We start from the raw sequence: 20785 nt of genomic DNA, 5'->3' as shown, positions 1-20785 counted from the left end.
CCGTTCGGGTCCACTACCCGCTGAGCACGTCCCAGCCGAGCCGGGTGATGAGCGCCAGGACGACGACGAGGAACACCACCCGGATGAAGCCGCTGCCCTTGGCGACGGCCATCCGGGCACCGAGATAGCCACCGGCGAGGTTGGCCGCGCCGAGCGCCAGCCCGAGGCCCCACAGGACGGCGCCGTACGGGACGAAGAAGACGAGGGCACCGGCATTCGTCGCGAAGTTGACGATCTTCGCGATCGCCGACGCCGGGAGGAACGCGTAGCCGAGCACCGAGACGAGGCCGATGACGAGGAAGGTGCCGGTCCCCGGGCCGAGCAGCCCGTCGTAGGTGCCGATGCCCAGCCCGAGGGCCGCGGCGGCCAGGTGGTGTCGACGGCCCTCCCAGCGCAGGTCGGTCTGCGCGCCGAGCCGCGGCCGGGCGATGGTCCAGCCCGCGACGGCGAGCAGGACGACGAGGATGATCGGGGTGAAGAGCTCCGCCGGGATCTGGGCGGCGAGGGCGGCCCCACCGATGGCGCCGCCGAACGCGGTGAGCGCCATGGGTGCCGCCGTGCGGAGGTCCGGGCCGACGCGCCGGTAGTAGGTGAGTGCGCTGATCGAGGTGCCCATGATCGAGCCGAGCTTGTTCGTGGCCAGCGCCTGGACCGGGCTGATCCCCGGGACGAGCAGCAGCGCGGGCAGCTGGATGAGCCCGCCTCCGCCGACGACGGCGTCGACCCATCCGGCGCAGAACCCGGCGAGCAGGAGAAGCACGACGGTCAGGACGTCCAGCTCGAGCGGCACGCCCACATCCTGCCCCATCGCGCGGTGCGCGACGGCAGACGGCCGCCGGGCCGGTCAGTCGGCCCGGACCGAGGCGTCGGGTTGTGCCCGGCTCAGTCGGCCTCGGCGTGGAGCGCGTCGAACTGGGCGTCGGCGGCGACGTCGGCCGGCACGTCGAGACGCACGTGGGCGAGCACCGAGAGCAGCGCGCGCAGTGCGGCAGCCGCGCGGTCACCCCAGTTGGACAGGTAGGAGAACTGCCACCACCACAGGGCCTCGATGACGTTCCCGGCGCGGTGGTGCTGCAGCCCGCGGCGCAGTGCAAGAGCGACCTCGGCGAGATCCGCGGACAGGCTCCCGGTCACGGAGACGTTGTCGACGAGGGGGTCGGGCACCTCCCGGTACTCGTCGAGCCCGTCGAGGGCGTTGACCAGCCCGAGCCGGAGCGGGTCGGCGTCGGGCTCCTCACCGTCGTCGGGCTCGAAACGCTCCGGCGGGAGGACGTCGACGACGGCGCCCAGCCGTGCGCCCGCGGCCGTGAGGTCGGCGACCGCCAGCAGGAGCAGGGAGATCGATACGTCCGGGTGCGCACCCGAGGCCACCTGGGTGAGGCACTCGAGGAAGCGCTCGGACTCGGCCGCCATGGCGCCGGCGAGCGAGTGGAGGTCGGCGACCTCCTGCGCGACGGCCGACTCGTCGGTGTCAGGCATCGATCCTCCTACGTCCCTCGAAGGCACGGCCGAGCGTGATCTCGTCGGCATACTCCAGGTCCCCGCCGACGGGCAGCCCGGAGGCGAGCCGGGAGACCGGGATCCCCATGCCGCGCAGCATCCGTGCGAGGTAGGTGGCGGTGGCCTCGCCCTCGATGTTGGGGTCCGTGGCGAGGATGACCTCGGTGACGCTGCCGTCCGCCAGGCGGGTCATGAGCTCGCGGATGCGCAGGTTGTCCGGGCCGATGCCGTTGATCGGGTTGATGGCGCCGCCGAGCACGTGGTACTTCCCGCGGAACTCGCGAGTGCGTTCGATGGCGACGACGTCCTTGGCCTCCTCGACGACGCACAGCACGTCATCGCTGCGGCGCGTGTCGGTGCAGATGCGGCAGCGCTCGCCCTCGGAGACGTTGCCGCACACCTCGCAGAACCGGACCTTGCTCTTGACCTCGGTGAGCACGTGGGCGAGGCGCTCGACGTCGGCGGTGTCGGCCGACAGGACGTGGAACGCGATGCGCTGGGCGCTCTTGGGGCCGATCCCGGGGAGTCGCCCGAGTTCGTCGATGAGGTCCTGCACTGCGCCTTCGTACACGTGGCCAGCCTACGTCCCCCCACCGACACCCGGGCGCCAGGACCCGGCGTCCCTCCGCCCGTGTCCGGCGGGTTCCGCCGTCGCGGCCGGGACCGCCCGGGCTACTCCTCGGAGATGATCGTTCCGCCGAGCATCCGCTCGATCAGCGGAGCGCCGACCATGCCGGAGTTCTCGGCGTCGGGATCGTCCCTGCTGGGGGTGTCGTCGGCGAGGGCGACGCGCGCGACCGGAGGCTCGGGCGGCGTCCCGGCGCCGCGCGGTGCCATGTCACCCACTCCGGCCGCCGCCGGACCTGCCTCTGCCCGTCCGCCGGGCGGCTGGTGGGAGGGCGACGACGACGCGGCTCCCGGCGAGGCGGCCTCGGTCGGCGACGGCGCGGACTGCGTGGACCACGCCCCCGCTCCCGCTCCGGGCCCCGCAGCCGCCGGGCCCGCGTCCGCCGTGCTGGGCGTCGGTGCGCCTCCGGGCTGCCCGCCCGTCGGAGCCGGCCCGGGTGACCACCCGCCGGCGTCGCGCCCCGCCCCCGGGGCAGCGGTGAACCCACCCGCCGAGGAGCCGGTCCAGGCGTCCGCCGGCGTCTCCGAGGCGGCGTACGGCGCACCGCCCTGTCCGCCGCTCTCAGCCGCCTGGCTGAGCACGGGCTCGATCCGCAGCTGGACGCCGAGCGTCTCGAGGAGCGCTCGCTGCAACGGCTCGACGTGCGCACCGTTGCGGAAGGTGTGGGCGAGGCCGGAGGTCGCGAAGGCGAGGTGGAGCACTCCCCCGGACACCTCGCCGACCTGTGCGTTCTGCGAGACGAGTGCCCACGTCGAGCGCTTGAACTGGGCCAACGTCGCGAGCACCTCCGACCAGCGGCGACGGATGAGGTCGGCGTCGGCGCTCGGGGCCGGGGAGGTGGGCCGTGAGGGGGAGGCGGCCGGCTCCTGGGACCGGGGCCGCACCGGGCCGGCTGCCTCCGAGGCCCACGGCGCAGGCTCCTGCTCGGGCGCGCCGGGCTCGGACGGCAGGTCGGACACCCCCGACGGTGCGGACACGCCCTCGGCGGGTCGGCTCGGCGCCCCAACCTGCGCGGTGCGTCCGCCGTTCGGCGTCGGCGGCGCCGGAGTGTCGTCGACCGCCTCGTCCGCCTCCGTGACGTGAGCAGGCCGGGCAGTGTCCGCGGCGGTGGACGTCGGCGCACCGCCGGGTGCCGTGCCCTGCGCGGGCACGGTCGAGGCGCTGTCGGTCGCCGGGTCCGCCGGCGCGCTGACAGACGTCGCGTGGCCAGGGTGGGCCGAGTGGGCGTCCGCAGGTGCCGGCGTCGACGGTGTCGCGGCGCGCTCCCGGTCCGCCGGCGCCCCGCCCTCCGCCGCGGGTCGCTCGCCGGCTCCGGCATGCCCGGCGGGGGCCCGGCCGCCGGGCCCGGACGCCGCCGAGCCGCTCGCGCCGTGCGCCGACGCAGCTGGAGCAGCCGAGGCGGGTGACGTCTGCGGCCCTGCCGCCTGCGGAGCGGTACTCCCTCCGGACAGGTGCCGCTCGATGCGGTCGAGGCGGGCGGCGTGCCCACGGGCCGCGTCGTCGGCGCCGGGCAGGAGCAGCCGCGCGCACATCAGCTCGAGCTGGAGGCGGGGCGAGGTCGCGCCGCTCATCTCGGTCAGTGCGTCGTTGACGAGGTCGCCGGCCCGCGACAGCTCCGCCGGACCGAGCTGCTGCGACTGCACTCGCATCCGCTCGAACTGGTCCTTCGGCAGCGACCGCAGCACGGTCGCCGCGTGCTCGCCGGAGACCGCGATGACGACGAGGTCACGGATCCGCTCGAGAAGGTCCTCGGCGAACCGGCGCGGGTCGTGGCCGGAGTCGATGACCCGGTCGACGACCCGGAAGAGGCTGGCACCGTCACGTGCCGCGAGCGCATCGACGACGTCGTCGAGGAGGGTCGCGTGGGTGTAGCCGAGCAGGGCGACGGCCCGCTCGTAGCTGACCTCGCCGTCCTGCGCGCCGGCGATGAGCTGGTCGAGCACCGACAGGGAGTCGCGGACCGAGCCGCCGCCGGCGCGCACGACGAGAGGCAGCACCCCGGTGGCGACCGAGACGCCCTCGGCGGCGCACAGCTCCTCGAGGTAGGCCTGCAGCCGCTCGGGCGGCAGGAGCCGGAACGGGTAGTGGTGGGTCCGGGAACGGATGGTCCCGATGACCTTCTCGGGCTCCGTCGTCGCGAAGACGAACTTCACGTGCGCGGGCGGCTCCTCGACGAGCTTGAGCAGCGCGTTGAAGCCCTGGCTCGTGACCATGTGGGCCTCGTCGATGATGAAGACCTTGTAGCGGTCCCGCGCCGGGGCGAAGGCGGCCCGCTCCCGCAGCTCGCGTGCGTCGTCGACGCCTCCGTGCGACGCAGCGTCCATCTCGACGACGTCGAGCGAGCCCGCGCCGCCGCGTGCCAGCTCCACGCAGCTGGGGCAGGTGCCGCACGGGGTGTCGGTGGGGCCCTCGACGCAGTTGAGGCAGCGCGCGAAGATGCGCGCCGACGTCGTCTTCCCGCAGCCGCGTGGCCCGGAGAAGAGGTAGGCGTGGGTGATGCGGTCGGAGCGCAGCGCGGCCCGCAGCGGGTCGGTCACGTGTTCCTGCCCGATGACGTCCGCGAACGTCTCGGGGCGGTAGCGGCGGTACAGGGCGGTGCTCACCCGAAGAACTCTAGGCGCCTTCCGGCGGTGGCTGCGCCCCGTTGTGGACCGGACCCCGCGCCCGTGCCCCGGCATGCAAGGACCCCTCGCGCACCCGCCAGAGCTCACCTGCCCTTGCTGCCTTCCGGCCCTGGGGGAGTTCAGTGAGGTGACGCCGCACGAGGGGTCGGGGACAAGTCTAACGGACGACTGCGGTGGGTCCAGCGGCCTGCCGTCATCCGGAGGCCCAGGTGAGTGATGGCGCACATCGGCCGGTGCGCAGTTCGATCCGCGGCACGACCTCAGGTACCCTCGTCCCGCCAGGAGGATTCGCCTAGTGGCCTATGGCGCACGCTTGGAAAGCGTGTTGGGTTAACGCCCTCGGGGGTTCGAATCCCCCATCCTCCGCCGACCGAAGGGCCCGTGACCTGCGAGAGGTCACGGGCCCTTCGTGGCCGCCGGACGCTCCCCGTAGCGACGGCGTGACGCTCCCCGTAGCGCGGGCTCAGCCCTCGGCGTCGAAGCCCTCCCGTCGGCAGCGGGGTGACGGTCCACACGCGGACATCCCTGCCCGTCCCGTCGTGGTCCTTCTCGTGGACGCGGACGGCACCGTCCTGCGGCTCCTCGCCCGCCCCTCGATGGCAAGACCCGTGGCGATACCGGGTATGCCCTGCCCCTCGGTGGATGCGGCCCCTACTATCGGGGCGTGATCTTCAAGTCTGTTGGCGACGGCCGTCCCTACCCGGACCATGGCGTCGAGACCACCCGTGACTGGGCCGCGGTGGCACCGCGGCAGGTCCGCCTCGACGAGCTGGTCACCACCAAGAGCGAGCTCGACCTGCGCCACCTCCTGGCCGAGGACTCCACCTTCTACGGCGACCTCTTCGCCCACGTGGTGTCCTGGCGGGGGACCCTCTACCTCGAGGACGGCCTCCATCGCGCCCTGCGCGCGGCTCTCCAGCAGCGTCTCCACGTCCACGCGCGGGTGCTCGAGCTGGCGCCGGACGGCACGGTGGCCACCTCGCCGTTGTGAGCCCGCGCCGCACCGGCCGCCGTGGCTGGTTCCGCGTAGGCCCGGCTCAGCCATTACCTTTGCCCTGTGACGACTGACCCAGCAGAGGCCGAGCGCCGGCGCGCCGCCCGACGCCGCCACCTCCAGCAGCGGCAGACGCTCGTCTTCGGGATCCTCATCACCGCGATGCTCGCGGTCGCCCTCGTGGCCGCCGCCGTGTGGAGCAACGTCATCCCCTCGCCGTTCGCGCGCCCGTTCAGCTCACCGGAGCCGACCGAGGCAGCCACCGCCAACGCCCCGTGCCCACCGGCCGACGCGCTCCCGGCGCCGTTCAACGAGATCACCGCCAACGTGTTCAACGCGACCGACCAGACGGGCCTGGCTGCTCGGACCGCCAGCGGGCTCGCGCAGTTCGGCGTGGTCATCTCCCAGGAGGCGAACTACGGCGGCAGCTTCGAGGGGGTGGCGAACGTGGTCAGCGGACCGCGCGGGCTGCAGGCCGCCTACACCGTGGTCGAGCTGCTTCCCGGCGCCACCGTGACCCTCGACGGCCGGGACGACGCCACGATCGACGTCGTCCTCGGTGGTGCGTTCAGCGAGATCCCGGCTCCCGAGGCCGCGCCCGTCGACCCCGAGGTCCCGCTCACTCCCCCGCCCGGGTGCACCCCGGTGGAGGTCCCGGAGGACACCGGCGCCGAGCAGGAGGCACCCGTCGCCGAGGAGGCGACCGAGCGCTGACGCCCGTCGGCGGGCGCGCTCAGTCCGCGCGCCCGCCCGCGGTCGTGTCCGGCACCGAGGCCGGGCTCGCCGGCTCGAGGCTGGTGCCGCGCCACCGCGCCAGCGCCCGCATGACGTGGTAGACGCCCAGGGCGGCGGCGGTGCCGAGCGCGATGCCCTCGAAGCGCATGTCCCCCGCGACCCACGTGTAGTTCGCGATCCCGACGATGAGCGCGATCGCCGCCGTGGTGAGGTTGACGGGGTCGGAGAAGTTCACCCTGTTCTGCACCCAGATCCGGGCGCCGAGCACGCCGATCATCCCGTAGAGGACCGTGGCCGCACCACCGAGCACACCGGCGGGAATGGTGTTGATGAGCTCGCCGAACTTCGGCGACATGCTCAGCAGCAGGGCGACCGCTGCGGCCACCGCGTAGGCGGCCGTCGAGTACACCCGGGTCGCCGCCATGACGCCGATGTTCTCCGCGTACGTCGTCGTCCCGGAGCCACCGCCCGCCCCCGCCAGCGTCGTCGCGACACCGTCCGCGAACAGCGCCCGGCCGGTGACGTCGTCGAGGTTCTCGCCCGTCATCGCCGCGACCGACTTCACGTGCCCGATGTTCTCCGCGACGAGCACGATGACGACGGGGACGAACAGGCCCATGAGGGACAGGTCGAAGGTCGGCGCGGTGAACGTCGGCAGGCCGATCCAGTCGGCCTCGCCGACGTTCGTGAAGTCCACCTCGTCGCGCAGCACCGCCACGACGTACCCGGCGAGGACGCCGACGAGGATGGCGAGCCGTCCGAGGATCCCGCGGAACAGGACGGTGACCAGGACGACGACGGCGATGGTCGCCACGGCCGTCGTCGGGGCTGCGGACACGTTGTTCCACGCGCTCGGGGCGAGGTTGAAGCCGATCAGCGCGACGACCGTGCCGGTGACGATCGGTGGCATGACGACGTCGATCCACCGCGCGCCGGCGACGTGGACGAGCAGCCCCACGAGCGCGAGCAGCACCCCGGTGACGAGCACGCCGCCCAGCGCCGCGGGCATGCCCCCGACCTCGGTGGCCGCGCCGATCGGTGCGATGAAGGCGAAGCTGGACCCGAGGTAGCTGGGCACCCGGTTGCGGGTGATGAGGAGGAACAGGATCGTCCCGACCGCGGAGAAGAACAGGGTGGTCGCCGGCGGGAAGCCGGTGATGAGGGGGACGAGGAACGTCGCCCCGAACATCGCCACGACGTGCTGGGCGCCGATCCCGATCGTCCGCGGCCAGCTCAGCCGCTCACCGGGGGCGACCACCGACCCGGGCCCCACTCGTACGCCGTCGCCGTGCACCGTCCAGATCGCCATGCCCATGCCCTTCGCCGGTGGATCTCGCCGCCGCGCAGACTAGCGGCTGGAGGACCCCACCCGTGCCGCGTCCCAGCGTGCAATCCTTGGCGGGTGAGCGAGGACCAGTGGCGGGCCCCCGGCCGCGAGCGGTCGGCGCACGACGGCGCCGCGCCCGGGCCCTACCCGCCACCCCCCTCCCCCGCAGGGTCACCGTCCCCGTACCTGCCGCCGGACCCTGCCTCGCAGACCGCTCGCCCGGGCGCGTTCGCGACGAGTGACCGGCACCGTGCCCAGGTGCTCGGCGGCCAGGGCTACGACAGCCCGGCGTACCGCAACGACTCGGTCGCGGTCACCGCGATGGTGCTGGGTGTCGTCGGCGTCGTCGTCCCGGGCGTGTGCCTCGTCGCCGTCGCCCTCGGGCACCTCGCGCTGCGCCGGCTGCGCACCTCCTACGAGGGCGGCCGCGGCCTCGCGGTCGCCGCGCTGGTCCTGGGGTACGTCACGACCGCGATCTGGCTGTCCGTGCTCCTCGTCTTCCTCACTGCGCGGTCCTTCCTCTGACGCACCCGTCCGCGCGGGTTAGCCTGCCGCTCGTGAAGCCCTTCCTGCTGCTCGCCACCCGGTCCGAGGACGCGGCCGCCGACTCCGAGTACGCCTCGATGCTCGACCTCGGCGGGCTCGAGGAGCGCGAGCTGCACCGCGTCCGGCTCGAGGCACAGCCGCTGCCCGAGATCGACCTCGACGCCTACTCCGGCATCATCGTCGGTGGCAGCCCGTTCACCAGCTCGGTCCCCGACGAGCACAAGAGCGACACCCAGCGCCGGGTCGAGGCCGAGCTCAGCGGTCTCCTCGACGAGCTGTGGGCCAGGGACTTCCCCTTCTTCGGCGCCTGCTACGGCATCGGCACCCTCGCCCGGCACATCGGCGGGGTCATCGACGGCACCTACGCCGAGCGCATCGGCGCGCCGGCCGTCACCCTCACCGCCGCGGGCGCCGCCGACCCGGTGCTGGAGGGACTGCCGCCGACCTTCCACGCGTATGTCGGCCACAAGGAGGCGTGCACGCACCTCCCGGAGAACGCCGTCATCCTCGCCACCTCCGAGCACTGCCCCGTCCAGATGTTCCGAGTGCGCACCAACCTCTACGGCACACAGTTCCACCCCGAGCTCACCCTGGAGTCGCTCCTCGAGCGGATGGAGATCTACCGGCACTCCGGGTACTTCCGTCCCGAGGAGTACGACGACATCCGCAGCGAGGTGGCGGCGGCGGACGTCGGCCAGGTGGGCCGGATCCTGGGCAACTTCGTCCGGCGCTACGCGAGATGACGAAGGGCCCCGGCAGAGTCGCTGCCAGGGCCCTTCACGCGCGGTAGCGGTGGGATTTGAACCCACGGTGGCTATGAACCACACGGCATTTCGAGTGCCGCACCTTCGGCCGCTCGGACACGCTACCTCGGCGGTTCAGTGTAGCCACAGGCCTCCGGCCCACCCAAGCCGGCCGGTCCCCGCGCGGGTGTGGCCCTCGCCTCAGCCGCGCGGCCCGGTGCGGTCATCGCGGCGGGCGCCTCCCCGAGTGGCCGGGTGGGTCCGGGGTTAACCTCGGCTGCGTGGACCTCCCCCGCCCGCACATCGTGGCGCCGCCGGCACACGCCGTGACGCCCGAGCCCGCCGACGTCCCGGCGGCCCTCGCCCCCGTCGTCACCCTCCTCAGCGGAGCGACGACGGCGGCACTCACCGGCGCCGGCGTCTCCACCGACTCCGGGGTCCCGGACTACCGCAGCCCCGGGTCGCCGCCGCGCCGTCCGATGACCCACCAGCAGTTCCTCTCCGCGGAGTCGCACCGGCGGCACTACTGGGCCCGTAACCACCTGGGCTACCAGCAGATCCGCACCGTGCACCCCAACCCCGGCCACGAGGCCCTGGCGCGCATGGAGCACGACGGCCTCGTCAACGGCCTCATCACCCAGAACGTCGACCTGCTCCACCTCAGGGCCGGCTCGCGCAACGTCATCCACCTCCACGGGCGCTACGACCGGGTCGTGTGCCTGGACTGCGGGAACGTCATCTCGCGCAAGGAGCTCGACGTCATCCTCAGCGAGCTCAACCCGGGGTGGCGCGAGCAGCACGTCGCCGACGTCGAGCTCGCCCCCGACGCGGACGCGGCCCTGGAGAGCACCGCGGACTTCCGCGTCGCACCGTGCCCTCGGTGCGGCGGCGTCCTCATGCCCGACGTCGTGTTCTTCGGCGGCACCACACCCCGTGAACGGGTGGCCAGGGCGCGGGCCATCGTCGACGACGCGGACGCGCTGCTCGTCGCGGGCTCGTCGCTCGCGGTGATGTCCGGGCTGCGGTTCGTCCGGCAGGCCGCCAAGGCCGGCAAGCCGGTGGTCATCATCACCCGCGGACCGACCCGCGGGGACGACCTCGCGACGGCGAAGGTCGCGATGAGCACGACGGTCGCCCTGCCCTACCTCGCGGAGGTGCTCGAGTAGCCTCAGCGGCGCGCGGCGAAGAACTCCCGCAGCAGCGCGGCGGAACGCCCCGCCTCCACCCCGCCGACGACCTCGACCCGGTGGTTGAGCCGCGCGTCCCGCACGACGTCCCGGACCGACCCGCAGGCCCCGGCCTTGGGGTCCCACGCGCCCAGGACCACGCGCTCCAGCCGGGCCAGGACGACGGCGCCGGCGCACATGGTGCAGGGCTCGAGGGTGACGACGAGCGTGCAGCCCTCGAGCCGCGTGGTCCCCGCCGCGGCGGCCGCCGCACGCAGCGCCAGGATCTCCGCGTGGGCGGTGGGGTCGCCGTCGACCTCGCACCGGTTGTGGGCTCGCGCCAGCACCCGGCCGTCGGCGGAGAGCACGACGGCGCCCACCGGCACGTCACCACCCGAGGGGGCGTGCTCGGCGAGCGTCAGGGCGGTCTCCATCGCCGCTGTCCACGGAGCCATGACCTCCATCCTGCCCGGTGGCCCCGTCGGCACGGGTACGTTCTACCCATGCGCCTGCACGTCGCGGACCATCCGCTCATCGCCCACAAGCTCACCGTCCTGCGGGACGAACGCACCGAGTCGCCGACCTTCCGGCTGCTCGTCGAGGAGCTCGTCACGCTGCTCGCCTACGAGGCCACGCGGGAGGTGGCCACGGAGCAGATGGAGGTCCAGACACCGGTGGCCCGCACGACGGGCACCCACCTCGCCTCCCCGCGCCCCATCGTCGTGCCGATCCTGCGGGCCGGACTGGGCATGCTCGAGGGCATGACCCGCCTGCTCCCGACGGCGGAGGTGGGCTTCCTCGGCATGCAGCGCGACGAGCGCACACTCGAGGCCATCACCTACGCCAACCGGCTGCCGGACGACCTCAGCGGCCGCCAGGTGTTCGTGCTCGACCCCATGCTGGCGACCGGCAACACGCTCGTCGCCGCCATCGAGTACCTCCTCGCCCGCGGCGCCCGTGACGTCACGGCGATCTGCCTGCTCGTCGCACCGGAGGGCCTGCGGACGGTGGAGCGCACCGTCGGGAAGCGCGGCGAGGTGAAGATCGTCACGGCAGCCGTCGACGAGCGCCTCGACGAGAACTCCTACATCGTCCCCGGCCTGGGCGACGCGGGCGACCGCCTCTACGGCATCGTCGACTGACCCGGCGCGCGCGGCCCGGCGCCTCACTGGCCCCCGGGCCGCAGGTGATACGTCCCTGTCGATCATCGGTCGCCCCTTTCAGCACCTCGTGCTGAGCGAAAGGGACGACCCACCGACGCACGTCGGTCGCCGGACGCCCCGCAGCCATGCCCTCCTGTGACTGCTGTTACTTGTGTGACAGATGGTGCGCCTGAGGGCTAGAGTGCGTCCTGGATCGGACGACTTCGACGATCGCCGTACCCTCCCGTCGTCGAGGCCTCGCAAACCCGTGGGCTGGGGCGCGCTCGCGCAGGCGGTGAAGGAGCCGTAGCAGTGGCATCTGACGCAGCCGCGCGCCGAGCTGGTCGCACCATGCGCCGTCTCGGTGCCGTGGCCACCTCCTTCGCACTCACCGTCACCGTGCTGGCCAGCACCGTGACCGCCGCCCCGACGCTGCCCGGGTGGGTCCTGCTGCCGCTCGAGGCCAGCGGGATGCCGGCGCACCTCACCGGTCCGGTGGTGGTGACGACCGCGCCGGAGCGCGCCGAGGTCACCATCTCCATCGCCGACTACGCCGCCCAGCAGGAGGTCATCGCGGCGGCCGCCGCGGTGGGCAGCAAGACGCGGTCGGAGGCCGTCACGCGTGCCTCGCGCGGCGACCGGTCCAGCGAACCGCAGAAGGCCCAGCCGGTCGCACCGATCAACCAGGCCGCGACGCCGGTCTCGGTCCCGGACGGCAACGAGGACGTGCTGGTCCCCGACGACGGCGCGGAGCGCATCCCCGAGCCGGAGCCCACCACCGCTCCCGAACCGGACCCCGGGACCACCGAGGGCCCTCTTCCCGCGCCGGAGCCCGACGTCACGCCCGAGCCCGACACGAACGAGGCACTGGAGCCGGCGGACCCGGAGCCCGAGCCGACACCGGAGACCTCGCCGACACCTGAGCCGACACCCGAGGCGTCCCCGACACCGGAGCCGGAGCCGACCGAGGCCTCCCCGACCCCCGAGCCGCAGCCCACCCCCGAGCCGGAGCCGACGCCTCCACCGGCACCCGCGCCCACCCCGACGCCGACGCCGCCCCCCACCCCCGAGCCGGAGCCGACGCCTCCTCCGGTGCCCGCGCCCACCCCGACACCGGCACCCGCGCCCACCCCGACACCGGCACCCGCGCCCACGCCGACACCGACACCCACGCCGACACCGACACCGACGCCCCCGCCGTCATCGGGGACGTGTGACGTGTCGACCGCGCGGGGCACGCTGTTCTCGCTCATCAACTCCTACCGGGGCGCGAACGGTCGGGCGCCGCTGGAGTACAGCACCCACCTGCAGAACGTGGCGCAGGGCTGGGCGGACCAGCTGAGGACGATCGACCGGGTCCAGCACAACCCGAACTACCGCACGCAGGTCGGCTGGTCCCGCTCCAGCGAGCTCGTCGTACGCAACACCGGCGGGGCGAGCATGCAGTGCAACACCCTGCTCACCTGGATGCACACCTGGTGGACGAACTCCCCCAACCATTCACCGTGGATGCTCGACAGGGGCTACACCCACGTGGGCTACGGCTTCGTCTACAGCAACTCCGGGGTGCCCTACGCGGTGACGATCCTGGGCCGCAGCGGCTGACCTACCGCACGTGGAAGCCCTGCTCGCCCTGGGGGTCCTCGGTCCGCACGGAGACGTCGTCGACCCGTGCGGCCGGGGGCCCGCTGTAGAGCCACCGCAGCACGCCGTCCACGGCGCCCTCCTCGCCCTCGAGGACCACCTCGACGCTGCCGTCGGACCGGTTACGCACCCAGCCCGCCACACCCGCCTGCTCGGCCTGTGACGCGCAGGCCATCCGCATCCCCACTCCCTGCACCCGTCCCGTGACGGTCACGTAGCAGCGCCGCATCTCACTCCTCCTCGTTCAGTACCTCGAGGGTCTGGCTGACGACCCCGGCCATCCACCCACCGTCGGGCACCGCGGCGGGGTCCGACGCGGCGAACTGGGTGACGACGACGTACGTGTCACCGTCCGCCGACGTCGCATACCAGGAGCCCGCGAGCTCGCCGGGGGCGCTGCCGCCCTTGAAGCCGACGTAGTCCCACCCGTCGGGCACCTCGATCCCCGGGTTCAGCGCGAGGATGTCCCCGACGTCCTCCGTCTCGGCGTCCTGGAGCGCGACGTGGGCCCGGCACACGTCCTCCGCGGTGGCGAACCAGTCCAGGCCCTGTGGCCATGCGGCCTCCTGGACGAGCGCGGGGTCCACGTCGACGGCGCCGCCCGGCAGCTCCGTGAGGATCCGCTCCCGTTCGGCCATGTCCGCGTCGACCCACCGCTCCCGCAGCCCACGGTCGGTGAAGGCGAGCTGGAAGAGCTCGCGGGTGGTGACGAGGGGGGCGAGCAGGGCGGGGTCGTGGTGCCCGAGGCGCTCGACGGCGGCGAGCACCGCGTCGCGCCCGACGGCGTCGACGAGCAGGTCCGTCGCGGTGTTGTCGCTGATGGAGATCATGAGCTGCGCCGCCTCACGGACCGTGACCTCGTGCCCGGCGGGCTCCTCCTGGAGGATGCCTGAGGGCAGTGAGCGGAGGTCGTCGGTGAGGGTGAGGGTGTCGTCCCACGCGAGGGTGCCCTCGGCCACGGACGCGCGCACGGCGTCGAGGACGTAGAGCTTGACGATCGAGCCGATCGGCCTGGCGACGTCGGCCTCCCGGGCACGGACGGGCTCGCACGTCGCGCCGTCGGCGACGAGGAAGGAGGAGTCGACGCCGAGGTCGGCGAAGGCGTCGTCGAGGTCGGCGAGGGAGGTGACGTCGGGGACGGGCCGCGCAGCCTCGAAGAAGAGCGTGGTCATCCGCCCCTCGACGTCCGTGGCGACGTGCAGGAGGAACCGGTCGTCCGCGCCGGTGAGCGGCACCTGCGCGGCGTCCTCGGCCCCCTCGTAGCCCTCGACGACGTAGGGTCCGACCGCCCGGAGCTGGGCGAAGACGGCCTCGGCCTGGGCGGCGGGGACCTGTGCGAGGAAGGACTCGGCGAAGCGCTCCTCCGCCTCCTGCGGGGACGGCCCGTCGGTGGCGGCGAGCTGCTCGAGCACCCAGTCCGTCGCCTGACCCGCGCGTGTCTCGGGGACCGCCACGCCGGGCGCCAGGCTCACGGCCTCGCTGGGGGCCGCCGTCGTCGCAGTCGGCTCGGCCGTGCTCGGCGCCTCCGGCGCGCTGCTGCACCCCGCGAGCAGCAGGCTCGCGGCCAGCGCCGTCGTCACAGTCCGGTGCCGCATGGGGACCATCGTCGCAGCGTTGGGCGGTGGGCGGCCACCGGCCCTGCGATGATGCGGTCCATGCCCGACGACGTCCCCCGCCTCTCCCCGCCCGTCGCCGACGTCCTCGGCGAGCCGTGGGTCCAGCGCCGCATCGCCCTCGCACCGTCCCCCGACTACGGGGCCGAGCCGGAGGCGGTCCTCGTCCACCATCGTGAGACGACGACGAGCCGGCGTGCCGTGCTCTACCTCCACGGCTTCACCGACTACTTCTTCCAGACGGCGCACGCCGAGCGGTGGGCCGCCGCCGGTTTCGACTTCTACGCGCTCGACCTGCGGCTCAGCGGCCGAGCGATCGGCGAGCGGTCACGCCCTGGGGACGTGCGCGACCTGCGGCACCACGACGAGGAGATCGGGGTGGCGCTGGCCGCCATCCGGGCGGACGGGCACGAGCAGATCCTCCTCCTCGGGCACTCCACCGGCGGGCTCATCGCGGTGAGCTGGGCCGACCGCCACCCGGGCGAGGTCGACGCCATCGTGCTCAACAGCCCGTGGTTCGACCACAACGGGCCGTGGGTGGAGCGGGTGGTTCTCACCGCCCTCATCCGGGTGATCGCGCGCTGGCTCCCGAGCGTGGTCGTCGGGCACCTGGAGCCCCCGTACGGGCGCTACCTCCACGCCTCCACCGGAGGGACGTGGGACTACGACCTCGGCTGGAAGCCGTTCGAGGGCTTTCCCGCGCGGGCAGGGATGTCCGCCAGCGTGCGCAACGAGCACGCCCGGCTCGCCCACGGGCTCGCGGTGGACGTCCCGGTGCTGCTCTGCTGCTCGACCCGCTCGGCCTCGCCCTCCTCACCGACGGCCGAGGAGCTGCGCACCGCCGACTGCGTGCTCGACGTGCGGCACATGGTCGAGCGGGCGCCGCTGGTCGGCCCCGACGTCACGATCGTCCAGGTCGACGGCGGGATCCACGACCTCGCCCTGTCCCCGCAGCCTGCCCGCGACGCCTACGAGCAAGCGGTGATCGACTGGGCGACGGCGCGGCTGGCGGCCTCCCCGACGGGCGCGGCCTAGCGCCGGGAGCCTCGCCGTCCGGGCAGCCGCCCTGCCGGCTCGCTCCGGGGTGGCCGTGCCGGTGCACGTCGTCGGCGGGAGCGGACGAGTGCGACGGCGCGTCCTCGGCAGGAGCTTCGCCGGGAGAGTGCGCGAGGTCGCCCTCGTCGGGGTCGGACGCTGCGGCAGCGTCCCCGGCGGTCCGGACGTCGTCGACGGCGCGCTTGACCTCGAGGTCGACGGTGTCGCGCAGCATCGAGTTGCGCATGAGGACCGCCGCGACGAGCCCGACGAGCGCCAGCACGGCCATGATGACGAAGATGAGCGCGATGCCGTCGCCGTAGGCGCTGCGGACGATCGCCTCGACGTCGCCGGGGAGGGCAGCGACGTCCAGGTCGTCCGTCCCGCTGATGGCGTCGGGTGAGATGCCGGCAGCCGTGAGGCGGGATACGAGCAGGGCGGCGATGTGCGCGGAGAGGACCGCCCCGAGCACCTGGACGCCGATCGCCCCACCGAGGGAGCGGAAGAAGGCGACAGCGGAGCTCGCGGCTCCCATGTCCTTGAGCGCCACGGTGTTCTGCACGGCGAGGACGAGGTTCTGCATCGAGGCGCCCTGCCCGATGCCGACGAGGGCGAGGTAGGCCGCGACGAGCCAGAGCGGCGTCGCCACGCCGACGGTCGCCATGAGCATGACGCCGACGGCCTGCACGGTGATCCCGCCGACGACGTAGCGCTTCCACGTCCCGCGGTTGCTCACGAGGCGCCCGGAGATGGTCGAGGCGAGGAACACCCCGAGCATCATCGGGACCATGAGCAGCCCGGAGGCGGCGGGTCCGTAGCCGCGCCCGATCTGGAAGTACTGCCCGAGGAACACCGGGGCCGCGAACATCACGGTGCCGACGGCGAAGCTCGCCACGATGCTCAGCGCGGTGGTGCGCTCGGTGATGATCCACATCGGGACGACGGGCTCGGCCGCGCGGAGCTCGACGAGGACGAAGACGACCGTCCCGATGAGCGCGCCGCCGACCATGGCGGCGCTCTGCCAGGACACCCAGGCGAAGCTCGTGTTGACGAAGGACAGCCACAGGAGCAGGAGGGTGACCGACGAGACGATGAGGGCGGAGCCCCAGTAGTCGATCCGCGGCTTGCGCCGGGTGCTCGGTGGCACGTGGAGCCGGCGGTGCAGCACCCAGATCGCGATGATCGAGAAGGGGATCGCGCTCCAGTAGGTCCAGCGCCACCCGAGCCAGGGGGTGTCGACGATCAGCCCGCCGATGAGCGGGCCGGAGACGGTGGCGACGGCCATGACCGCGCCCATGTAGCCGTTGTACCGGCCGCGCTCACGCGGGGAGATGATCGAGGCGATCGTCGTCTGGACGAGCGCCATCTGGGCACCCATGCCCACGCCCTGGATCACCCGGTAGGCGATGAGGGTGTTGGCGCTCTGCGCCGAGCCGGCGAGCAGCGACCCGACGCTGAACAGGCCGATCGCCAGCAGCAGCAGCTTCTTCTTGTCGAAGAGGTCGGCGAGCTTGCCGAAGATCGGGGTGCTCGCCGTCGAGGCCAGCAGGGCCGCCGTGACGATCCAGGTGTACTGCAGCTGGGAGCCGCCCAGGTCGGCGATGATCACCGGAAGGGCGTTGCCGACGATGGTGCCGGAGAGCATGGCGACGAACAGCGCGAGCAGGAGACCGGTGAAGACCTTCATGACCTCGCGGTGCCTGGCCTCCTCCTCCGGGCTGCGGCGGTAGCCACCGAAGCGGCCGGACTGACCTTCGGCGAGGGCCATCAGCGGACCACCTCGTGGGTGGCGTCGAGGAAGCGGGCGACCGTTCCGAGCACCTCGGTGAGCTCGGCGACGTCAGCCTCGCTCCACTCGGCGAGGGCGGCCTCGAGGTGGCGGCGGCGCAGGCCGCGGACCTGCGCCAGCGCCTCCTCCCCCTGCGGGGTGAGGCGGACGAGGGCGGCACGCGCGTCCGCCGGGTCCTGGCGACGCTCGACGCTGCCGCTGTGCTCCAGCGGGCTCACGTGCCGGCTGACGACCGACGGGTCGACGAGGAGGTCCTCGGCGAGGTCGGCGATCCGGGACTCCCCCAGGCGCGAGATCGCGGCGAGGACGGCGACCTGCGCGGCGGGCAGACCGGACTCCCGGGAGAGCCGGACGGTGAGGTTGCGGTGCCGACGGACAAGGTCGGCCAGGGCGTCGATGAGGCCCTCGAAGGGGTCGTGCTGAGCTGCGGTCACGATGACCCACGCTAACACTTACATGCAGCATGCATCCTTCTGACCAGTGGTGACGTCGCGCACCGTGCTCCCGGGCACATCGTCAGCGGCGTCAGTGGTCGCGCAGGGCCTCGATGAGCTCGTCCTTGGTCATGCTCGACCGACCCTCGATGCCGACCTCCCGCGCCCGCTGCTGGAGCTCGTCGACCGTCCAGTCGTCGTAGGACCCGGACTGTCCGCCCTTCTCCCCAACCTCGCTGCGCGAGCTGTTGGCCGCAGCGTTGGCGATGCGGGCGGACTTCTCCTTGGAGTTGCCCTCGTCGCGCAGCGACTCGTAGAGCTCCTTGTCCTTGACGCTGGGACCGGGATCCTGCTTGCCGGGCATGGTGCCTCCTCCGTGTCGTCGTCGGGCTCCCAGGATGCGCCGCTCCTTGCACCCCCGCATCCGCACGGACGCTGGGGCGTCCACCCGTCGGTGGACCCGTCACCTCCACCCGGGAGCGGACGACGACGACGCAGGATCAGTCCGGGACCCGACGCGCCGCCGGCACGGTCTGCCGGACGCTGAGGCCATGACCGCACACGCCACCACCCCACCACCGCTCGCACCTGCGACGGTCGCCGTCCTCAGCACCCGCGGCCTCACCAAGACCTACGGGATGACGACGGCGCTCGCCGGCGTCGACCTCGACCTCCTCACCGGCCAGTCGGTCGCCATCATGGGAGCGTCCGGTTCCGGCAAGACGACGCTCCTCCACTGCCTCGCCGGCATCGTGCGGCCGAGCAGCGGACGCGTCGTCCTGTCCACCAGCCAGGGACCCATCGAGGTGAGCGCCCTTCCCGACGGGCAGCGCTCCCGCCTGCGTCGCGAGCGGCTCGGCTTCGTCTTCCAGGAGGGCCTGCTCATCCCAGAGCTCACCGCCGTGGAGAACGTCGCCATGGCGCTCATGCTCCGCGGGGTCGGACGTGCGGCCGCGGAGCACCACGCGGCGCTGTGGCTCCAGCACCTCGGGCTCGCGGGCATGGAGGACCGCCGGATCGGCCAGCTCTCCGGCGGCCAGGCCCAGCGCGTGGCCATCGCACGTGCCCAGGTGACAGGCGCGGAGGTCGTCTTCGCCGACGAGCCGACCGGAGCCCTGGACCACGACACTTCGCGCGACGTCATGCAGGCCCTGCTCCACGCGACCGTCGGGCGCACGCTGGTCGTCGTCACCCACGACGACGCCGTCGCCGCCCAGTGTGCGCGCGTCATCCGCCTCCGGGACGGGCGCATCGTCGGCGACACCGTGGAGCGGTCATGAGCACGACGACGCACCCGACCACCTCCCCGGGGGCCAGTCCCCCGCCCGCACCCGTGGGCCGGAACGGTTGGGTGGCGGTGCGGACGAGCTGGCTGCTCGCCCGCCGCGGCAGCGCCCGCTCCGCGGTGCTCCTCCTGCCCGTCGTCGCCTTCGCCGCGACGACGACGCTCCTGCTCGTCGTCCTCGGCGGCGCGCTGTCCTTCCTCCGGTGGGACGACGACCTGGCAGTGACCTACCAGCTCCTCGCGGCACTCGCCGTCGTCCTGCTCGTCGTGCCGCTCGCCTCCCTCGGCGGGGCCGCGGCACGCCTGTCCGCCCGGCGCCGGGACGACCGGCTCGCCACCCTGCGGCTGCTCGGCGCGAGCACGCCGACGGTCGCCCGGATGACCGTGCTCGAGGCGGCCGCCGTGGCCCTGACGGGCGCCGTCGTCGGCGTCGTCGGCTACCTGGTCACCGGCCCGTTCGTCCAGCTCATCCACTTCCGCGGGGAACCCATCGGTCGCGCGTTCTGGCTCGCGCCCGGGGCGGTGGCGGCCGCCGTGGCCGCGGTCGTGCTGCTCGCGGCGGTGAGCGCGGTCGTCGGGCTGCGGCAGGTGAGCATCTCGCCGCTGGGGGTGCGGCGCAGGCAGGACGTGCCGACGGTGGGGTGGGCGCGGGCCGTCGTCAGCGTCGTCGTCATCCTTGCCGCCGTGCTGGCGATGCAGGGCCAGTACGCCGACCTTGCCGTGGCCGTCGCGGTCGTCCTCGGCGCGTTCGGGGCGGCGCTGGGCGTCCTCAACCTCCTCGGGCCGTGGGTGGTGTCGGTCCTCGCGCGACGGCAGGTACGTCGCGCGGACCGGCCGGAGCGGCTGCTCGCCGCCCGCAGCATGGCGCAGTCGCCCAAGGCCGTGTGGCGCCAGGTCAGCGGCGTGGTCATGGCGTGCTTCGTCGCCGTCGTCGCCGGCAGCGGGGTCGCGACCATGGCGATGGCGGGTGACATGCCCAGCAAGAAAGACCAGCTGCTTCTCGTCGACGTGCAGACGGGGATCCTCATCACGGTCGTGGCCAGCTTCCTCATGGTCGCGGCGTCGGCCGGCGTCACGCAGGCCGCCGAGGTGATGGACCGTGCCGAGCTCTACCGCAGCCTTGACAGGCTCGGCATGCCCGAGGCGACGATGGTGGCAGCGCAGCGGCGCACGATCATGACTCCGCTCGTCGTCATCACGGCCATCTCGGTGACCCTGTCCGGCACGCTCGTGCTCCCGCTGGTCGGCGTCGCCGTCGTGACGGCTCCGGTGAGCGTCCTCCTGACGGCCGGGTGCATCGTCGCCGGGGTGCTGCTCGTCCGGCTCGGGGTGGCGACCTCGCGGACCGTGCTCCGGGGCGTGCTCGCGGAGGGACGGCCGTGATCCACCGTCTCGACACCGCCGAGCCGGGCACCCGCCGGGCACTTCTGCTGCTGCTGCTCTTCGTCCTGAGCTGTGCCGCCGTCGCGGCAGTCACGGCCGCCGGCCTCGGGACCGTCTGGCACGAGCTCTACTCCTGGGCCCTGCCCCAGGTCGTGGGTGACCAGCTCCCTTCCTGACGGCGGGCGACCGCCGGACCG

At 73.3% G+C, this 20785-nt stretch carries 21 protein-coding genes, 2 tRNA genes, 1 other RNA gene and 1 pseudogene; 12 read left to right on the top strand and 13 right to left on the bottom strand.

Annotation, left to right across the window (positions count from 1 at the left end):
• Nucleotides 1-13: 13 nt before the first annotated feature.
• The 5 genes from VR894_RS05635 to ffs all read right to left on the bottom strand — a co-directional run bounded on the left by VR894_RS05635 (nt 14) and on the right by ffs (nt 4902).
• Complete coding sequence (locus tag VR894_RS05635) at nt 14-808, bottom strand: sulfite exporter TauE/SafE family protein (RefSeq protein WP_324650359.1); 795 nt, start codon at nt 806-808, stop codon at nt 14-16.
• 74 nt (nt 809-882) lie between these two features.
• A complete protein-coding gene (locus VR894_RS05630) occupies nt 883-1479 on the bottom strand; it encodes a DUF5063 domain-containing protein (RefSeq protein ID WP_324650358.1) in 597 nt (198 codons plus the stop codon).
• A complete protein-coding gene (gene recR / locus VR894_RS05625; RefSeq protein ID WP_324650357.1) occupies nt 1472-2071 on the bottom strand; it encodes a recombination mediator RecR in 600 nt (199 codons plus the stop codon). Before recR ends, VR894_RS05630 begins: the two co-directional genes overlap by 8 nt.
• Before the next feature lie 101 nt (nt 2072-2172).
• Nucleotides 2173-4731 carry a DNA polymerase III subunit gamma and tau gene (locus VR894_RS05620; RefSeq protein ID WP_324650356.1) on the bottom strand — a complete coding sequence of 853 codons (2559 nt, stop codon included), beginning with the start codon at nt 4729-4731 and terminating at the stop codon, nt 2173-2175.
• 74 nt (nt 4732-4805) lie between these two features.
• An RNA gene (gene ffs / locus VR894_RS05615) (signal recognition particle sRNA small type) lies at nt 4806-4902 on the bottom strand.
• 131 nt (nt 4903-5033) lie between these two features.
• Between ffs and VR894_RS05610 the strand changes: the two genes are divergently transcribed.
• From VR894_RS05610 to VR894_RS05600, 3 genes are all read left to right on the top strand, one after another.
• Nucleotides 5034-5118: transfer RNA gene (locus VR894_RS05610), tRNA-Ser, on the top strand.
• 298 nt (nt 5119-5416) lie between these two features.
• On the top strand, nt 5417-5743 hold the full coding sequence (locus VR894_RS05605; protein WP_324650355.1) for a type II toxin-antitoxin system VapB family antitoxin: 327 nt from the start codon (nt 5417-5419) through the stop codon (nt 5741-5743).
• Between the two features lie 66 nt (nt 5744-5809).
• The gene (locus VR894_RS05600) at nt 5810-6460 is read left to right on the top strand and encodes a LytR C-terminal domain-containing protein (RefSeq protein WP_324650354.1); all 651 of its coding nucleotides are present in this window, start codon (nt 5810-5812) and stop codon (nt 6458-6460) included.
• A gap of 19 nt (nt 6461-6479) precedes the next feature.
• Here VR894_RS05600 and VR894_RS05595 read toward each other — a convergent pair whose 3' ends face one another.
• Nucleotides 6480-7790: a uracil-xanthine permease family protein gene (locus VR894_RS05595; RefSeq protein WP_324650352.1), complete on the bottom strand. Its 1311-nt coding sequence runs from the start codon at nt 7788-7790 to the stop codon at nt 6480-6482.
• Nucleotides 7791-7883: 93 nt separating this feature from the next.
• Between VR894_RS05595 and VR894_RS05590 the strand changes: the two genes are divergently transcribed.
• Together VR894_RS05590 and VR894_RS05585 are read left to right on the top strand one after the other, a co-directional pair.
• Nucleotides 7884-8333 (top strand): DUF4190 domain-containing protein, encoded by a 450-nt coding sequence (locus tag VR894_RS05590; RefSeq protein ID WP_324650351.1) that lies wholly within the window; start codon nt 7884-7886, stop codon nt 8331-8333.
• Nucleotides 8334-8365: 32 nt separating this feature from the next.
• Nucleotides 8366-9097, top strand: a complete 732-nt coding sequence (locus tag VR894_RS05585; protein ID WP_324650350.1) for a glutamine amidotransferase — start codon at nt 8366-8368, stop codon at nt 9095-9097.
• 41 nt (nt 9098-9138) lie between these two features.
• On the opposite strand, the gene VR894_RS05580 is transcribed toward VR894_RS05585, so the two are convergent.
• Nucleotides 9139-9224: transfer RNA gene (locus tag VR894_RS05580), tRNA-Ser, on the bottom strand.
• 154 nt (nt 9225-9378) lie between these two features.
• On the opposite strand from VR894_RS05580, the gene VR894_RS05575 reads away from it, so the two are divergent.
• Nucleotides 9379-10263: a Sir2 family NAD-dependent protein deacetylase gene (locus VR894_RS05575; protein ID WP_416380816.1), complete on the top strand. Its 885-nt coding sequence runs from the start codon at nt 9379-9381 to the stop codon at nt 10261-10263.
• A gap of 2 nt (nt 10264-10265) precedes the next feature.
• On the opposite strand, the gene VR894_RS05570 is transcribed toward VR894_RS05575, so the two are convergent.
• A complete protein-coding gene (locus VR894_RS05570) occupies nt 10266-10718 on the bottom strand; it encodes a nucleoside deaminase (protein ID WP_416380815.1) in 453 nt (150 codons plus the stop codon).
• Nucleotides 10719-10766: 48 nt separating this feature from the next.
• On the opposite strand from VR894_RS05570, the gene upp reads away from it, so the two are divergent.
• Both upp and VR894_RS05560 read left to right on the top strand, forming a co-directional pair.
• Nucleotides 10767-11405, top strand: coding sequence for a uracil phosphoribosyltransferase (gene upp / locus VR894_RS05565; protein ID WP_324650349.1), 639 nt, complete (start codon nt 10767-10769; stop codon nt 11403-11405).
• Between the two features lie 312 nt (nt 11406-11717).
• Nucleotides 11718-13010: a CAP domain-containing protein gene (locus VR894_RS05560; RefSeq protein ID WP_324650348.1), complete on the top strand. Its 1293-nt coding sequence runs from the start codon at nt 11718-11720 to the stop codon at nt 13008-13010.
• A gap of 1 nt (nt 13011) precedes the next feature.
• On the opposite strand, the gene VR894_RS05555 is transcribed toward VR894_RS05560, so the two are convergent.
• Together VR894_RS05555 and VR894_RS05550 are read right to left on the bottom strand one after the other, a co-directional pair.
• The gene (locus VR894_RS05555; RefSeq protein ID WP_324650347.1) at nt 13012-13278 is read right to left on the bottom strand and encodes an acylphosphatase; all 267 of its coding nucleotides are present in this window, start codon (nt 13276-13278) and stop codon (nt 13012-13014) included.
• 1 nt (nt 13279) lies between these two features.
• The gene (locus VR894_RS05550; protein ID WP_324650346.1) at nt 13280-14644 is read right to left on the bottom strand and encodes a serine hydrolase; all 1365 of its coding nucleotides are present in this window, start codon (nt 14642-14644) and stop codon (nt 13280-13282) included.
• Between the two features lie 60 nt (nt 14645-14704).
• On the opposite strand from VR894_RS05550, the gene VR894_RS19115 reads away from it, so the two are divergent.
• Nucleotides 14705-15697, top strand: a complete 993-nt coding sequence (locus tag VR894_RS19115; protein ID WP_416380814.1) for an alpha/beta hydrolase — start codon at nt 14705-14707, stop codon at nt 15695-15697.
• Between the two features lie 490 nt (nt 15698-16187).
• On the opposite strand, the pseudogene VR894_RS19110 reads toward VR894_RS19115, so the two are convergent.
• The 3 genes and pseudogenes from VR894_RS19110 to VR894_RS05530 all read right to left on the bottom strand — a co-directional run.
• Nucleotides 16188-17384: pseudogene (locus VR894_RS19110) on the bottom strand (MFS transporter); the annotation flags it as partial.
• Between the two features lie 80 nt (nt 17385-17464).
• Nucleotides 17465-17920 carry a MarR family winged helix-turn-helix transcriptional regulator gene (locus VR894_RS05535; RefSeq protein ID WP_324650344.1) on the bottom strand — a complete coding sequence of 152 codons (456 nt, stop codon included), beginning with the start codon at nt 17918-17920 and terminating at the stop codon, nt 17465-17467.
• 91 nt (nt 17921-18011) lie between these two features.
• Nucleotides 18012-18284, bottom strand: a complete 273-nt coding sequence (locus VR894_RS05530; RefSeq protein WP_324650343.1) for a DUF7218 family protein — start codon at nt 18282-18284, stop codon at nt 18012-18014.
• Nucleotides 18285-18471: 187 nt separating this feature from the next.
• Here VR894_RS05530 and VR894_RS05525 point away from each other — a divergent pair, with 187 nt between their 5' ends.
• The 3 genes from VR894_RS05525 to VR894_RS05515 are packed head-to-tail and all read left to right on the top strand — an operon-like array spanning nt 18472 to nt 20764.
• Nucleotides 18472-19200 carry an ABC transporter ATP-binding protein gene (locus VR894_RS05525; RefSeq protein WP_324650342.1) on the top strand — a complete coding sequence of 243 codons (729 nt, stop codon included), beginning with the start codon at nt 18472-18474 and terminating at the stop codon, nt 19198-19200.
• Nucleotides 19197-20588 carry an FtsX-like permease family protein gene (locus VR894_RS05520; RefSeq protein ID WP_324650341.1) on the top strand — a complete coding sequence of 464 codons (1392 nt, stop codon included), beginning with the start codon at nt 19197-19199 and terminating at the stop codon, nt 20586-20588. Before VR894_RS05525 ends, VR894_RS05520 begins: the two co-directional genes overlap by 4 nt.
• A complete protein-coding gene (locus VR894_RS05515) occupies nt 20585-20764 on the top strand; it encodes a hypothetical protein (protein ID WP_324650340.1) in 180 nt (59 codons plus the stop codon). Before VR894_RS05520 ends, VR894_RS05515 begins: the two co-directional genes overlap by 4 nt.
• Nucleotides 20765-20785 lie beyond the last annotated feature (21 nt).

It is taken from the genome of Georgenia sp. H159 (assembly GCF_035607575.1).
Taxonomy (GTDB): domain Bacteria; phylum Actinomycetota; class Actinomycetes; order Actinomycetales; family Actinomycetaceae; genus Oceanitalea.
This window is presented reverse-complemented; position numbering and strand designations above follow the sequence as displayed.